The organism is Streptomyces xylophagus, from assembly GCF_000716435.1.
GTDB lineage: Bacteria > Actinomycetota > Actinomycetes > Streptomycetales > Streptomycetaceae > Streptomyces > Streptomyces xylophagus.
In genome coordinates, this window is the sequence record NZ_JNWO01000001.1 from 225,487 (window position 1) to 238,656 (window position 13,170).

Annotated in this window: 14 protein-coding genes; 4 read left to right on the plus strand and 10 right to left on the minus strand. The window is 70.1% G+C overall.

Going from position 1 to position 13,170, the window contains the following annotated elements; all coding sequences use genetic code 11:
* Nucleotides 1-6: 6 nt before the first annotated feature.
* The 10 genes from OO70_RS00995 to OO70_RS01040 all read right to left on the minus strand — a co-directional run bounded on the left by OO70_RS00995 (nucleotide 7) and on the right by OO70_RS01040 (nucleotide 9,179).
* Entirely contained in the window at nucleotides 7-1,341 is a 1,335-nt protein-coding gene (locus tag OO70_RS00995; RefSeq protein ID WP_234336657.1) for a metal-dependent hydrolase family protein, read from the minus strand.
* 157 nt (nucleotides 1,342-1,498) lie between these two features.
* Entirely contained in the window at nucleotides 1,499-1,819 is a 321-nt protein-coding gene (fdxA, locus tag OO70_RS01000; protein WP_043662562.1) for a ferredoxin, read from the minus strand.
* Nucleotide 1,820: 1 nt separating this feature from the next.
* Nucleotides 1,821-2,834: an NAD(P)/FAD-dependent oxidoreductase gene (locus OO70_RS01005; RefSeq protein ID WP_043662564.1), complete on the minus strand. Its 1,014-nt coding sequence runs from the start codon at nucleotides 2,832-2,834 to the stop codon at nucleotides 1,821-1,823.
* A 66-nt stretch (nucleotides 2,835-2,900) separates the two neighbouring features.
* Nucleotides 2,901-3,293: a hotdog family protein gene (locus tag OO70_RS01010; RefSeq protein WP_043662566.1), complete on the minus strand. Its 393-nt coding sequence runs from the start codon at nucleotides 3,291-3,293 to the stop codon at nucleotides 2,901-2,903.
* A complete protein-coding gene (locus tag OO70_RS01015; protein WP_043662567.1) occupies nucleotides 3,290-3,811 on the minus strand; it encodes an FAS1-like dehydratase domain-containing protein in 522 nt (173 codons plus the stop codon). The genes OO70_RS01010 and OO70_RS01015 overlap by 4 nt, the downstream gene beginning before the upstream one ends.
* Nucleotides 3,808-4,629: an IclR family transcriptional regulator gene (locus OO70_RS01020; protein ID WP_043662569.1), complete on the minus strand. Its 822-nt coding sequence runs from the start codon at nucleotides 4,627-4,629 to the stop codon at nucleotides 3,808-3,810. Before OO70_RS01020 ends, OO70_RS01015 begins: the two co-directional genes overlap by 4 nt.
* A 57-nt stretch (nucleotides 4,630-4,686) precedes the next feature.
* A complete protein-coding gene (locus OO70_RS01025; protein WP_043662571.1) occupies nucleotides 4,687-5,556 on the minus strand; it encodes an alpha/beta fold hydrolase in 870 nt (289 codons plus the stop codon).
* Entirely contained in the window at nucleotides 5,553-6,512 is a 960-nt protein-coding gene (locus OO70_RS01030) for a DODA-type extradiol aromatic ring-opening family dioxygenase (protein WP_043662573.1), read from the minus strand. The genes OO70_RS01025 and OO70_RS01030 overlap by 4 nt, the downstream gene beginning before the upstream one ends.
* On the minus strand, nucleotides 6,509-7,855 hold the full coding sequence (locus tag OO70_RS01035; RefSeq protein ID WP_043662575.1) for a M20 family metallopeptidase: 1,347 nt from the start codon (nucleotides 7,853-7,855) through the stop codon (nucleotides 6,509-6,511). Before OO70_RS01035 ends, OO70_RS01030 begins: the two co-directional genes overlap by 4 nt.
* A gap of 115 nt (nucleotides 7,856-7,970) precedes the next feature.
* Nucleotides 7,971-9,179 (minus strand): aromatic ring-hydroxylating oxygenase subunit alpha, encoded by a 1,209-nt coding sequence (locus tag OO70_RS01040; RefSeq protein WP_043662577.1) that lies wholly within the window; start codon nucleotides 9,177-9,179, stop codon nucleotides 7,971-7,973.
* A gap of 279 nt (nucleotides 9,180-9,458) precedes the next feature.
* Between OO70_RS01040 and OO70_RS01045 the strand changes: the two genes are divergently transcribed.
* The 4 genes from OO70_RS01045 to OO70_RS01060 are packed head-to-tail and all read left to right on the plus strand — an operon-like array spanning nucleotide 9,459 to nucleotide 13,100.
* The gene (locus OO70_RS01045) at nucleotides 9,459-10,466 is read left to right on the plus strand and encodes an ABC transporter substrate-binding protein (protein ID WP_043662579.1); all 1,008 of its coding nucleotides are present in this window, start codon (nucleotides 9,459-9,461) and stop codon (nucleotides 10,464-10,466) included.
* Complete coding sequence (locus OO70_RS01050; protein WP_051740427.1) at nucleotides 10,463-11,332, plus strand: ABC transporter ATP-binding protein; 870 nt, start codon at nucleotides 10,463-10,465, stop codon at nucleotides 11,330-11,332. The genes OO70_RS01045 and OO70_RS01050 overlap by 4 nt, the downstream gene beginning before the upstream one ends.
* On the plus strand, nucleotides 11,329-12,150 hold the full coding sequence (locus tag OO70_RS01055) for an ABC transporter permease (RefSeq protein ID WP_043662581.1): 822 nt from the start codon (nucleotides 11,329-11,331) through the stop codon (nucleotides 12,148-12,150). Before OO70_RS01050 ends, OO70_RS01055 begins: the two co-directional genes overlap by 4 nt.
* The gene (locus tag OO70_RS01060; protein ID WP_051740428.1) at nucleotides 12,147-13,100 is read left to right on the plus strand and encodes a quinone oxidoreductase family protein; all 954 of its coding nucleotides are present in this window, start codon (nucleotides 12,147-12,149) and stop codon (nucleotides 13,098-13,100) included. Before OO70_RS01055 ends, OO70_RS01060 begins: the two co-directional genes overlap by 4 nt.
* Nucleotides 13,101-13,170 lie beyond the last annotated feature (70 nt).

Sequence of the window (13,170 nt, forward strand, 5' to 3'; positions counted from 1 at the left end):
CTCCCCTTATATCGCGGCGGCCTGCGCCGACGCCCGGGGCGTCGTACGGGCCGGGTCGGAGGGACGGCGTCGCGCGGCCAGCGCGCCGGGGACGGACTCGGCCGCGTTCGGGTCCGTCACGCGCCCCTCGCGGAACACCGCGCGCAGGCGGCGCCGGTCGGCGAGCACACTCAGATCCGCGAGCGGGTCACCGTCGACCAGCAGCAGGTCCGCCCACATGCCGGGGGCGACCGTCCCCGTCCTGGCACCGATGCCGAGGGCGTCCGCGGCGGCCGAGGTCGCCGCGACCAGAACCTCCGCGGGCGACATGCCGATCTGCTCGTGCAGCAGCTCCAGTTCGCGGGCGTGGTTCCCGAACCGCATCGTGTTGGAGGAGTCACTGCCCGCGATGATCCGCACTCCCGCCCGGTAGGCCCGCCGTACGGAGGTGAGCCGGCGCTCGCGGAGCTGCTCCGCCTTGTCGAGCTGCTCGGTCACCAGGCCGCGCATGCTCCCGTGCTCCGTCATGAACTCGCTGATCGAGAGGGTCGGGCACAGGAACGTGCCCTGCCCGAGCATCAGCTCGACGAGGTCCTCGTCGAGGTCGGAGCCGTGCTCCAGCGTGTCCACCCCGGCGACGAGCGCCGCCGTGATCCCGGCCCGGGTGTGCGCGTGAGCCGCGACCCGCAGGTCCAGCGCGTGTGCCTCGTCGACGATCGCCTCGATCTCGGCGTCCGTGTAGTTGCGCCACTCGGTCTTGTCGCCGAGGGAGAGCGTGCCGCCGCTCGTACAGATCTTGATCAGGTCCACGCCCATGCGGGCGTACTGCCGCACCCGCTTGCGGCACTCGTCGACGCCGTCGGCCGGCGGCCACATCCGCTTCTCGTCGAGCGTCGCCGGACAGAACATGTCGCCGTGCCCCGCCGTCATCCCCACGAGCCCGGAGGCCACCACCCGCGCCCCGTCCAGGACGTGCTCGTCCATGACGTGCTTGACGGCCACCTCGGGCAGCGAGCCCGCCGTGTCCCGGACCGTGGTGAAACCGGACCGCAGCGCCTCACGGGCGTTGGCCGCCGCATGCAGGGTCTGCTCCTCGGCCGACGTCAGCATGTTCCACAGCTGCACGTCCTGCGGCCGGGTGCCCGCGTTGGACCGCAGGTGCACATGGCAGTCGATGAGACCGGGCAGCAGGGTCATCCCCCGCAGGTCGTACACCTTGTCCGACGGGGTCGTCGCCACCGTGTCCGCGTCGCCCACCTCGGCGATCACGGAACCGTCGATCACCACGGTCGCGTTCGTCCGTGCGGCACCTCCGGTGCCGTCGACCAACGTCATTCCGGCCAGGACCGTTCGCTCCGTCATAGGACCGTGTTCACTCCTCTCCGCTGGAACTGGTAAGGAGGAGTGTGAGCGGGCGATGATTGGCCTGTGTTGCGGTGCAGCTTTCGCTTGGAATTCCCTCGGGGCGCGCAGGATTGCGCCACCCCTGGAAGTGCAGATTTGCGCCACTCGCCGTAGATCACAGGGAACTCACGAACGCCGTGTCGGCCCCCACCGGCCCCAGGGCGGTCGCCCCGCCAGGGGTGCCGAGAGGGGTCGTACGGCCGGAAAGCGGCTCCTCGAAGAAGCGGCGGTTGTCGGCGCGGAACTCCGGGTCGGCGAGCCGGTCGACGGTGATCGCCTGCTCGGGGCAGGCCGTCTCGCAGGCACCGCAGTCGATGCACTCCACGGGGTTGATGTAGAGCTTGCGCTCGCCCTCGTAGATGCAGTCGACCGGGCACTCCTCCATGCAGGACCGGTCCATGATGTCGACGCAGGCCGATCCGATGACGTAGGCCATGTCAGTTCTCCTTCTCGGTGGAATGCCCGGGGAACAGTGCCGCCTCGGGGTCGATGACGGTGGCCGCGTTGTTCACGGCGGTGGCGGCCTCGCCGAAACCGACGGAGATCAGCCGCACCTTGCCCGGGTAGTCGGTGATGTCGCCGGCCGCGAACACTCGGGGCAGATTGGTGGCCATCCGGGTGTCGACGGCGATCCGGCGCGCCTGGAGTTCCAGTCCCCAGGTCTGGAGCGGCCCGAGATCGGCCATGAATCCGAGCGCGGCGACGACGGTACGGGCGGGCAGCTGTCGGACGGTCTTCTCGACCCGGTGCCGGACCTCGACCCGCTCGACTCCCAAGTCGCCGTGCAGCGCGCTCACTTCGGAGTCGGTGATGATCTCGATGCCGAGGGCGCGCACCTTCTCCACGCTCGCCGCGTGCGCCCGGAACCGCGCACTGCGATGGACGAGCGTGACGGACCGGGCGATCGGGGCGAGCAGCGCCGCCCAGTCGAAGGCGCTGTCCCCACCGCCGACGACCACCACGTCGTGACCGGTGTGGGCGGCCCGATCGGGTACGAAGTACACCTGCCCGCGCCCGAGATACCCCTCGCCCGCCGGAAGCGGCCTGGGCGTGAACGTCCCCACCCCACCGGTGATCACAACTGCCCCCGCCCGTACGACAGTTCCGCCGTCGGTGCGGACCTCGGGTCGAAGGTCGGGCCCGTGGGCCAGGTCGACCGCCCGCTCACCGAGGAGGTATTGGACGTCGTACGGCGCGGCCTGCGCGACCAGGCTGTCGACGAGGTCGCGACCGCGCACCGACGGGAATCCGGCGATGTCGAAGATGGGCTTCTCCGGGTACATCGCGCTGATCTGGCCGCCGCACTGCGGGAGTACGTCCATGACGGTGACGCGCAGTCCGCGGAAGCCGGCGTAGTAGGCGCCGTAGAGGCCGGACGGGCCGGCGCCGATGATCAGGATGTCGGTCTCGATCACCGGCGACTCGACCGGATCGTCAATGTGAACGCTCATGGTTCAGGAGCGTAGGAACGGGTGACTCCCCGCCCAATGGAACCGGTCCGGCTGACGGGACGGCGGTCAGACGAGGGCGAGTTCGACGGTTCCCGTCACACACGGGGTGCCGTCGGCCTTGACGACGGCCACGTCCAGGGACACCCGGGCGCCCTCGACCTCCCGCACGGTCGCGGTCCAGGTGAGGGGTTCACCGGCCACGGCGGTCGTACGGTTGCGCCAACTCACCGTCTCCAGACGGGAGTCGGGCCCGGCCCACGCCAACGCGTAGCGGGTGAGGGTCTCGCCGTGCAGCGTGGACTGTACGACCACGTCCGGGAAGCCCTCCGAGGCCGCGAACTCGGCGTCGTAGTGGATGCGGTGGGAGTTCCACGACACGGCACTGAAGCGGAACAGCTGGACCGTGCTGTGCGTGTAGTGCTGCGCAGGGCAGACGTCACCGGCGACGGGCGGGTTCATGTGGCCCCAGGGGAGTCGATTGCTTCCCTCACTACGATTGTCTCGTCCACGGCCGTCAGTTCGGTGCCGTCCGCCGAGGTGAAGCGGGTGGTGAGGCCGAGCAGCACGAAGGCGCCGGAGCGGCCCTGTTTGCGCTCGGCGGAGACGACCGCGCGGGAGGCAGTGACACGGTCGCCCGCGACAGGAGCCCGGAGCAGACGTACGGTCTGGCCGCCGTGCACCTGGCGGACGGGCAGACCCTCGGTGCACGGTGACTCGCGGGTGGCCAGTCCGTCCGGCCTCAACTCCCGTTCGGGCGGCCCGTCTTCCCAGCTCATGGTGGCCGCGAGGAAGAGGGCGGGGGCCTCGACCACCGCGCCCGCCGCTTCCTGCTTCCGGGCCCGCTCGATGTAGTCGGCGTCGTTCAGCGCGGCGGCGTACCGGCAGAAGTCCTTGACGGTGACCGTGCCGCAGTCCTCGTCCTCCCAGCGACCGACGAGACTCCGTGCCCGGGCGAGCACCTCGTCCAGGGCGTTCACAGGGCCGACCGCAGCGCCCGGCCGATGCCCAGACCCGCGGTGCGCAGCGCGCTCGCGTGCGCGGCGGCGTCCACGCGATAGGTCGGGGCGGTGATCGAGAGGGCTCCGGCCAGGGTGTTCTGCCGGCCGAAGACGGGCACGGCCATGCTCATGTAGCCGAGTCTGACCTCCTCCGCCTCGGTCGCGATGCCCTCCTCGCGGATGCGCTCCACCTGGCCGCGCAGCCGCCCGGGAGAGGTGATCGTGTGCCGGGTGAACGGTTTCAGCCCGTTCCTGACCACGTCGCCGAAGAGGGGGGCGGGGGAGAAGGCCAGGATCGCCTTGCCGGTGGCAGTGCAGTAGAGGGGGAGCCGCCCCGCCACCCGGGACTCCTCGCTCAGGCCCCGGTGCGGCAGGATCTTCTCCAAGTAGACGACGTCGAGGCCGTCGTGGATCGCGAAGTGGATGGTCTCCTGCGTGGCCAGCAGCAGATCCTCCATGTACGGCTGCGCCACCTCGCGCAGGATCCGCTGCCGGTGCACCCGCTGACCGATCTCGAACAGCCGCAGCCCGAGCCGGTAGTCGCACCCCGCCCGCTCCAACAGCCCCCAGACCACCAGCTCTTGGCAGAGCCGGTGCACGGTGGCCTTCGCAACTCCCGTACGACGCACGAGATCCGCGAGGGAGAGCGACTCGTCGTCGACGGTGAACGCCTCCAGGATGGGCCGCACCTTGCCGAGGACGGAGTTCATCGAGTCGGGCGACGCCGACGGGGCCGCACCGGTCACGGGAGGCGGGGGAGAGCAGGCCGCGGCGCGGGCGATCGGGACGACGGTCATGGCGGACACCTCACGATCAAGGATTACGGCGGGGATCCCAATATCGGTTGGCGGGTATCAGTCGGTGTACGACGTCTCGGCGAGGAACGCGAGACTCAGCGGGTTGTACCGCGTGGCCTTCTCATGTTGCGGCCAGTGTCCGCACTCGGTGAAGATCTCCAGCCGGGCCCCCGGAATCGCGGCGGCGATCGCCTCGGCCTCCGGAACGTCCCCGAGCGGGTTCTTGTTGCCCCACACCACCAGCGTCGGGGCCTTGATGCGTGCCATGCGGTCGGGGCGGAGCAGATTGCGCTCACGCGCCTCTACCTCCTGGAGCGCCAGCAGATTGTGCAGGTTCTGCTGGAAGTCCGGGTGGTGGTAGATGTCGTAGCGCACCTGGGTCAACTCCTCGCCCAGGTCCTCGTCCCACTCGGCCCACAGCAGCGCCAGCCGGTCACGGGTGTACGAGATCTCCGGCTCCATGGCGGCGGCGCGCGTCGAGGTCTTGAGGCGTTCCATCACCGCCGGGTTGATCTTCGTGCCGCCCATGCAGAGGAGTTGGAGGGAGGCGACCCGGTCCGGGTACTCGCTCGCGGCCCAGGACCCCACCCAGCCGCCCAGCGATTCGCCCACCAGGTGCGCGCGTTCGGCACCGACCGCGTCGAGGTAGGCCATCAAGTGGTCGACGTACGCGGGGATCTCACCCGGGCGATCGGGCTTGCCGGTGTAGCCGTGGCCGAGCATGTCGATGGCGTGGCAGCGGTAGCCGGCCTCGGCGTGCGCCGGGATGTTGCGGACGAACGCCTCCAGATGGCCGGTCGTGCCGTGCAGGAACACGACGTGCTCGCCGTCCTCCGGCCCGGCCTGCAGGGCGCGGGTGGTGACGTCGCCGGTCTCGACGTACGCGTGCCGGTAGTCGATGCCCGAGAGTTCGGTCCAGATGCTCATGACTGCCTTTCGCTGTCTGCTTGTTGGGGATCGAGGACGGCGACGGCCATCCCGGTGAGCCACTCGGGCATCGGTTCGTACGCCAGCCGGCGGCCGGGTACGTGGTCGAGCACGGCCGACATCAGCAGCCAGGTGCGCAGCTCCTGCGCCCCGTTGCCGGCGACCTTCTCCAATTCCTCGGTGCTGTACGCCGTGATCCGCCGGATCTCGCCCCGCTCGACGAGGGAAAGGAACTCGTCGTCGAACTCCGGGTTCAGCGCGGCCTCGGCGGCGCGGATGATCTCGCGGCGCCGGACGTCGTAGTCCTGCCAGTTCTCCCGGCCGTTCAGCCAGGCGCCGACCATGAACTCCTCGTCGTCGCCGTGCGGTTCGCGCCAGTCCGGCCAGGGCAGCCGGTGCGAGAGCCCGCCCGAGCCGACCACGGCGACACGCCGGTCGCCGGGGAAGGAGAGGACGGCCTCCCGGATCGCGCGTCCCAGTTCCTCGCAGCGGGTGAGGGTGGGCAGCGGCGGGGCGAAGACGTTCACGACGATCGGCACGATCTCCACGTCCAGGCCCTCGAAGAGGTACTGGATCGCGTGCGACTGACCGTGGTCGATCTGGAGTCTGGCGGAGAACGCGGGGTCGAAACCGCCGCTCTCCACAAGGGAGTTGGCGAGGTGCCGGGCCAGCGGGAAGTCCACCGGCTGCGGGCCCTTCGGGGTGCCGGACTCGCCGCTCGCGACGCACTCGCCGACACCGATCGTGAAGCTGGGGATCAGGTCCAGCCAGAAGCCCCGGAAGTGGTTGGAGCCGATGAGGATCACCGTGTCGGGGCGGGCCGCGAGGAGTGCCTCCCGCGCCTCGCCGAGCGCGTCGCGGAACCGCTCGGCGCGGTCCTTGTGGAAGGTCTCCTCCCAGTGGGTGTTCATCAGCGTGCTGTGCGAGGCGCCGACACCCAGGACGATCTCGGTCATGCCGTCGTTCCTTCCGACAGGGCTGCCACCTCGGCGCGGGAGCGGGTCACGGTGTCGACGGCCGTACGGATCAGATGGCGCGTCAGCTTCTCCATGGCCTGCACGGAGACCGTGTTCATCCCGCGCGCGAAGTCGATGTCGAAGAGGGAGCTCGTGACCTTCGGCATGCCGACCCGCACGGTGGGGATGCCGCGCCCGCGCAGGATGTTGGCGTCGGTGGCCCCGCTGTTGCCCCGGATCACCTCGTGCTCACGGCCCTCGAACGCCGCCCAACTCGCCGTCGCGCTACGGCAGATCCAGCTGTCGGGGTCGGTGCGTGTCCCGGGGACGGCCAGGACCATGTCGGCGGTGACGTCGATGTTCTTGTCGCGGAGGGCGTCGACGGCCGCCATGAACTCCCGCTTGGCCTGCATCGGTGTCGTGTCCGGGCCGATGCGCAGGTCCACCATGAGGGTGCAGGACGCCGGTGTCACCGCCGCCATCCGGGGCCAACCCCCTTGGATCGAGGCGACGATGCCCTGCGGTGCGACCGTGCCGGAGGTGTGCCGGTCGGCGTACTCGGCGAACCACTCCTCCAGGTGCCGGGTGACCTCACCGGCCCGGGCGACGGGGTTGTCGTAGGGGAGGCGGTGGCGGGAGCCGACGTAGGTGTGGGTGCCGTGGACCGTCACCTGGAACCAGACGAGTCCGGCCTCGTCCCAGGACACCGTCCAGCCGGGCTTGGCAATGAGGGCGTAGTCGGTCCAGACGCCCTGCTCCAGGAGGAACGAACAGCCCACGCCCTGGCCGGTGTTGAGGCGGGTGCCGCCGGGCCGGGCGTTGGTGGGCATGCCGCCCGCGCCGAAGGCGGCGACGAGGTCGCCGGTGAGGGGGATGCCGGCCAGTGCGATCGCCTCGGCGGCCATCATCACGCAGGCGGCGTGGCCCTTCGGGTTGGAGGCGCCGAGGCCGACGACGAGGTCGTCGTGGACGGTGGCGCGCGGGCGCATGTCGTCGCGCAACTCCGGCCCGATCCACGGGAGATCCTCGCTCTCCTCGCCGACCGTCAGGGTGTCGATCGGCGCGTACAGCATGAGGTCGGGGCCGGTTCCGTCGCCGGAGAGCCGGGCCCAGGCGTTGGCCTGCCGGTCGTCCAGTGGCTGGACCCGGGCCGGGCAGCCGGCGGCCGTGAGGCTGGCGGCGATGTGCGCGGCGAGCGGGGCCTCGTCGCCGGTCGGGGACGGGATGTCGACGAGCCCGGTGATCAGATCGCGCAGCCGGTCGGCGGTGACGTGTCGCCAGGCGTCCCGCACCCAGCCGCGCCTTGTGGTGTCGAGCCCCGCCAACTCGCTTGCCGGGCTCACTGGTTGATCCTGTGGACCTGGGTCATCGTCGTGCGCGCGAAGCGCTTCTTCGCGAGGGGGAGCCCGATCGCGATCCCGGCTCCGATCAACAGAGTGAGCAGTGTGCGACCCATGGTCAGGCCTCCTTGCCTTCGGTGCCCGTCGCGGCCAGCTTCTTGCCGTACTCCTGCTCGCTGAGGTTCCGCCAGGCGGTCAGCGAGATGTCGGGGCGGTAGAGCTTCTCCGGGGGCGCGTCGGTGATGTCGACCATCCACGCGTCCTGGCCGGAGAACTGGCCGTGGAACAACCAGCGGATCGCACCGAGGTACTTGGCGTAGAAGCGCAGGGTGTCCCAGCCCTCGGTGAAGTTGACCATCACGCCGACATAGCGGTGGTTGTCCTGGTCGACGGGGACGTAGAACTCGTAGTGGATGAAGTTCGGATACGCGATGCGCAGCACGCCGGGCATCGACAGGGACGCGAAGCCGGGGAACTCCTGGGCCTCGATCGTCGGGTTCACCTTGTCGGGCTTGCCCGTGTTGCCGATGTTGAAGGTCTCCTTCGGCGGCTGGGCCTTCCACCAGCGCTTGTTGGTCCAATGGCCGACCCCGGGGAAGTCCGCCTCCCAGTAGACCTCGTCCTGGACCCGGAAGATCCAGCGGCCCTTGGGCACGATCCGGGTGATGTTCCAGGTCGGCATCGGCTTGAAGAGTCGCCAAAGTGCCGTGCGGTGCAGGTACTTGGCGTGGCCCTCGTCGAAGCCGTTCTCGCAGGCGAAGCGCCAGTTGCCGCTGCGCGGGTCGATCCGGCCGCCCATCACGAAGGCGTTGGAGACGAGTTCCTCGGGCAACTGCTCGTCGATGGGGTGCGGTTCCTCGTCGGTGAGGGGGATGTACACCCACACCATGCCGAGGCGCTCCTCGACCGGGTACGTCCGCACCGAGACCTTGCCGGTCAGCCGGCAGCCGGGGCCGTCGGTGATGACCGCGGCGAGCTTGCCGGTGGGCAGGTCGAAGGTCCAGCCGTGGTACGGGCAGCTGAGGGTGCCGGGGAACTGCTGGTTGCCCTCGGACAGCGGGACGCCGCGGTGTGGGCAGCGGTTGTGGAGTGCGTAGGCTGTGCCGCCGTCCCGGATCAGCGTGATTTTCTCGCCGCAGATCGTGAACGGGAGCGGATCGGCGGTGATCTGGCTGGACCAGGTGACCGGGTACCAGTAGCCGCGGAAGCCCGAGCCGGCCGCGTCGTAGTGCGGCCACGACTTCCAGTCCTGGCGGCCGGGCTCACCTGTTGGTCTGCGGCGGCTCCGGACCGGGGGCTGGGAGTCGGGAGAGTCGTCGACCGTCATCGTGCGGGTCCTCCTGCTGCCGGTGAACTGTCGGGTGCCGGGTGAACTGTGAGGCGAGCATGCGGCGGACCGGTGGATCCGCCCAAGGGACCCGTCCCGCTGAGCAGACCGCCCCGCACGGACGGGCCGCGAGACCCGCGCTCACCTGCACGTCCCGTTCAGCGGACCCTCGTCGATGCGCGAGCGACACCCCCCGTTCTACGGTGCGCCAGTTCCCGTGCCGCCCCCCCCACCGACCAGCCGAAGCCGGCGGTCTCCCATCGAACCCCCGAGGTACTCATGGAGACACGGTCCACGACACGCCACCGCCTCGCAGGCCCTGCCGCCCTCGCCGTCGCACTCCTCACGCTCACCGCGTGCGGCGCGGGCACCACCGACTCGGCCGCGGGCTCCGGCTCCGGCAAGAACGCCGCGGGCCCCACGATCCGCATCGGCGTCGGCATCGACGCCTCGTACGCGCCCTTCTTCCTCGCCGACGCGAAAGGCCTGTGGGCCAAGCACGGTGTCAACGTCCAACTGGTCCAGTTCGGGCAGGGCAGCGAGGGCGTGAACAACCTCGTCGCCGGCCAGGTCCAGATGTCCGGGAACTCGGACACCACCACGATCAGCATGCTGCCCCAAGACCCCGACCTGCGTTCCCTGTTGGTCTACGAGCAGTCCGGCAAGTACCTCAAGGTCGTCCTCGGCCCGAAGGTGAAGTCCCCCGCGAACATCCGCAAGATGGCCGTGGCTCCCGGACTCTCCGAACTCGCGGCCACCCGCTTCCTGGAGTCGAGGAACATCGACCCGAAGTCGGTCAAGTTCATCACCGCGGACCCGCCCGAGATCCCGGCCCTGATGCAGAAGGGCGACGTCGACGCGTACGTCCTGTGGGAACCCTGGCCCACCAAGGGCGTCGCGCAGGGCGGCCGCATCCTGGAGAACACCGGTGCCTACGGCCTGAGTTACTCCCAGTGGCTGCTCACCGGCGCCGCCTGGCTGAAGGCCAACCCCGACACCGCCACCAAGGTCGCGCAGACCCTGGAGGAGGCGGCCCGGCTGACCGAGAGCGACCCGAAGGCCGCGGCGGAGGCGACCGAGAAGGCCGTGAAGGTCCCGGCGGCCCAGACCCTGACCGCCATCAAGGAAATCGACTTCGGTACCCGCGACTTCACGGCCGAGGACCTCAAGGGGTACGCGAACACGGCCCGGTTCTTCGTGGACACCGGCAAGGTCAAGGCGCAGCCGGATGTGACGACCGCCGTCCAACGCGGTTGGTTCACCCAGCACTTGAAGGGATCGTCATGACCGAGACCGTGAAAGGGGCAGTGAAGGGGGCCGTGAAAACAGCCCCCTCGAAGATCCGTGGCGCGGCCCTGAGCGCGGACGGCGTCGGCATCCGCTTCGACTCCTTCCAGGCCGTACGGAACATCTCCCTCGACATCGCCGCCGGCGAGTTCCTGTGCCTGCTCGGCCCGAGCGGCTGCGGCAAGTCCACCCTGCTGTCCGCCATGGCCGGCTTCGTGACCGTGGACGAGGGCAGCCTGACCGTCGGCGGAGCCCCGATCACCGGCCCCGACCCGGAGTTGGGCATGGTCTTCCAGAGCAGCGAGGCACTCTTCGACTGGATGACGGTCCGTCAGAACGTGGCCTTCGGCCCGCGCATGCGCGGCGCCTCACGTGCCGAGCAGGCCAAACTGGCCGACGAATACCTCGGATTGGTGGGACTACGGCACTGCGCCGACCGCTTCCCGGGCCAGCTCAGCGGCGGCATGCGCCAACGGGTGCAGATCGCCCGTGTGTTGGCGAACGAACCCGGTGTCGTCCTGATGGACGAGCCGTTCGGGGCGCTCGACGCGCAGACCCGGCAGGTCATGCAGGAGGAGACCGACCGCATCTGGCATGCCTCCGGCTGCACCGTCGTCTTCGTCACCCACGACATCGACGAGGCGATCCTGCTGGCCGACCGGATCGCCGTCATGACCGCGGGCCCGGCGGCCTCGGTGAAGTCCGTCTACCCCGTCGACCTCCCCAGGCCCCGCGACGAGGACGACCCGGCCGCCGTCGCACTGCGCCGCCAACTCCGGGAGGACATCGGCGAAGAGGTCCGCAAGGCGCTGCGCGACCAGGGACTCGACGAGGAGTCGCGCAACACGGAGGAGGACACCCGATGACCGTCGCGACGGCCGCCGCCACCGGCAGCACCGAGACGCGGAAGCACCTGGCTTGGGCGAGCGTACGCCGACTGCGCACGCTCGGCATGTACACCCTGTCCGTCCTCGTCGGCCTCGCCGTCTGGCAACTGCTGGCGATGGCCTACGGCTCCTCGCTGGTCGCCTCCCCGAGCGAAACCCTCAGCGCCGCACGGCAGTTGGCGTCGGACGGCACACTGACCAACTCGATCATCGCGTCCAGCCGTCGCATCCTGATCGGTTGGGGACTCGGCGTCCTCGTGGGCGCACCGGTGGGCCTGCTCGTCGGACAGGTTCCGGTGGTGCGCCAACTCCTGGAGCCCTACATCGAGTTCTTCCGCTTCATCCCGCCGGTCGCCTTCGTGACCCTGGCGGTGGTGTGGCTCGGCATCGGCGAGTCCTCGAAGGTCGTCCTGATCTTCTACACGGCCGTCTTCATCGTCACGGTGAACACCAGCGCCGGCGTGCTGGCGGTGAGCGAGTCCAAGCTGCGCGCGGCCCGGAACCTGGGCGCGAACCGCCGCCAGATCCTCCAGGGCATCGTGCTGCCCTCGACCGTGCCGCACATCGTCACCGGAGCACGCCTCGCCATGGGCAACAGCTTCCTGACCATCGTCTCCGCCGAGATCGTCGCCTCCCAGGTCGGCCTCGGCTCGCTGATCTGGACCTCCCGCAACTACGGGCGGATCGACTGGGTCTTCGTCGGAATCATCACCCTGGGAATCCTCGGGTTCGTCTTCGACCGCGTCCTGCGGATCGTGGCGTCCCGCGTTCTGCGTCGATACGGAGTGAAGTTGTGACGACCGCCAAGTCCCGTGCCCTGATCCTGGAGAGCTTCGGTTCGCTGCCCCGCCTGGTGGAGCGTCCCGTGCCGGAGCCCCGCCCCGGCCACACTCTCGTGCGGATGCGGGTGGCCCAGGTGGGTCACCTCGATCTGAACGTCGTGGACGGCAGGTTCGGCATCCTCCCCGACCTGCCCGCCGTACCGGGCACCACCGGATGCGGGGTCGTCCTGGCCTCGGACACCCACCCCGAGGGCACCCTCGTCCGCCTCGGTGGCAAGGGCCTCGGCCTGCGCCGCGACGGCTGCTGGGCCGAGCACGCACTGGTGCCGGACGCCGCCGTGGAGGTCGTAGAAGAGGGCACGGACCCTGCCCTGGCGTGCAGTTGGTTCTCACCGGCGGGCACGGCGTGGGCTGCGGTGCACTCGGTCGCGGACGTACAGCCGGGGGAGCGGGTGCTGGTGACGGGCGCGGCGGGCGCGGTCGGGGCGATGACCGTGCAGGTCGCGGCGCGGGCCGGGGCCGAGGTGATCGGGGTCGTGGGCCGAACCGCCAAGCTCGCGCACGTCCCGGCTCCCGCCAAGCCCGTCCTAGCCTCCGAACTGTCCGCGGAGTCGGTGGGCGGCCCGGTCGACGTGGTCATCGACACGGTCGGCGGTCCGGTCCTGCGCGACGTCCTCCCGCTCGTCCGTCCGCGTGGCCGTGTCGCGCTCGTCGGCTACACCGCCGGACGAGAACTCACCGTAGATCTCGCGGACTTCCTGCTCGCCGACGTGTCCCTGCTGCCGGTGAACCTGATGACGCGGGGCAAGGAGGTCGCGGCGGACGCGGAGGCGCTGCTGGCGGAGTTGCGGACGGGGGCGCTGACGCTGGAGATCGAGCGGCATGGGATCGACGGGCTGGCGGAGGCCACGGAGCGGCTGCGGACCGGGGAGGCGATCGGCAAGGTGGTTCTGGAGCTGGGCTGAGGTCCTCGACCCCTTTCGGGGAGGCTTTCTCGGCTTGCTGTGACCCCTTGGACTGTAGGGAGCCTGCTCG

Bases quoted from the DNA above. Each gene is read 5' to 3' on its own strand.
- OO70_RS00995 (WP_234336657.1), bottom strand. From the start codon at position 1,341: ATGACGGAGCGAACGGTCCTGGCCGGAATGACGTTGGTCGACGGCACC.
- fdxA (WP_043662562.1), bottom strand. From the start codon at position 1,819: ATGGCCTACGTCATCGGATCGGCCTGCGTCGACATCATGGACCGGTCC.
- OO70_RS01005 (WP_043662564.1), bottom strand. From the start codon at position 2,834: ATGAGCGTTCACATTGACGATCCGGTCGAGTCGCCGGTGATCGAGACC.
- OO70_RS01010 (WP_043662566.1), bottom strand. From the start codon at position 3,293: ATGAACCCGCCCGTCGCCGGTGACGTCTGCCCTGCGCAGCACTACACG.
- OO70_RS01020 (WP_043662569.1), bottom strand. From the start codon at position 4,629: ATGACCGTCGTCCCGATCGCCCGCGCCGCGGCCTGCTCTCCCCCGCCT.
- OO70_RS01025 (WP_043662571.1), bottom strand. From the start codon at position 5,556: ATGAGCATCTGGACCGAACTCTCGGGCATCGACTACCGGCACGCGTAC.
- OO70_RS01030 (WP_043662573.1), bottom strand. From the start codon at position 6,512: ATGACCGAGATCGTCCTGGGTGTCGGCGCCTCGCACAGCACGCTGATG.
- OO70_RS01040 (WP_043662577.1), bottom strand. From the start codon at position 9,179: ATGACGGTCGACGACTCTCCCGACTCCCAGCCCCCGGTCCGGAGCCGC.
- OO70_RS01045 (WP_043662579.1), top strand. From the start codon at position 9,459: ATGGAGACACGGTCCACGACACGCCACCGCCTCGCAGGCCCTGCCGCC.
- OO70_RS01050 (WP_051740427.1), top strand. From the start codon at position 10,463: ATGACCGAGACCGTGAAAGGGGCAGTGAAGGGGGCCGTGAAAACAGCC.
- OO70_RS01055 (WP_043662581.1), top strand. From the start codon at position 11,329: ATGACCGTCGCGACGGCCGCCGCCACCGGCAGCACCGAGACGCGGAAG.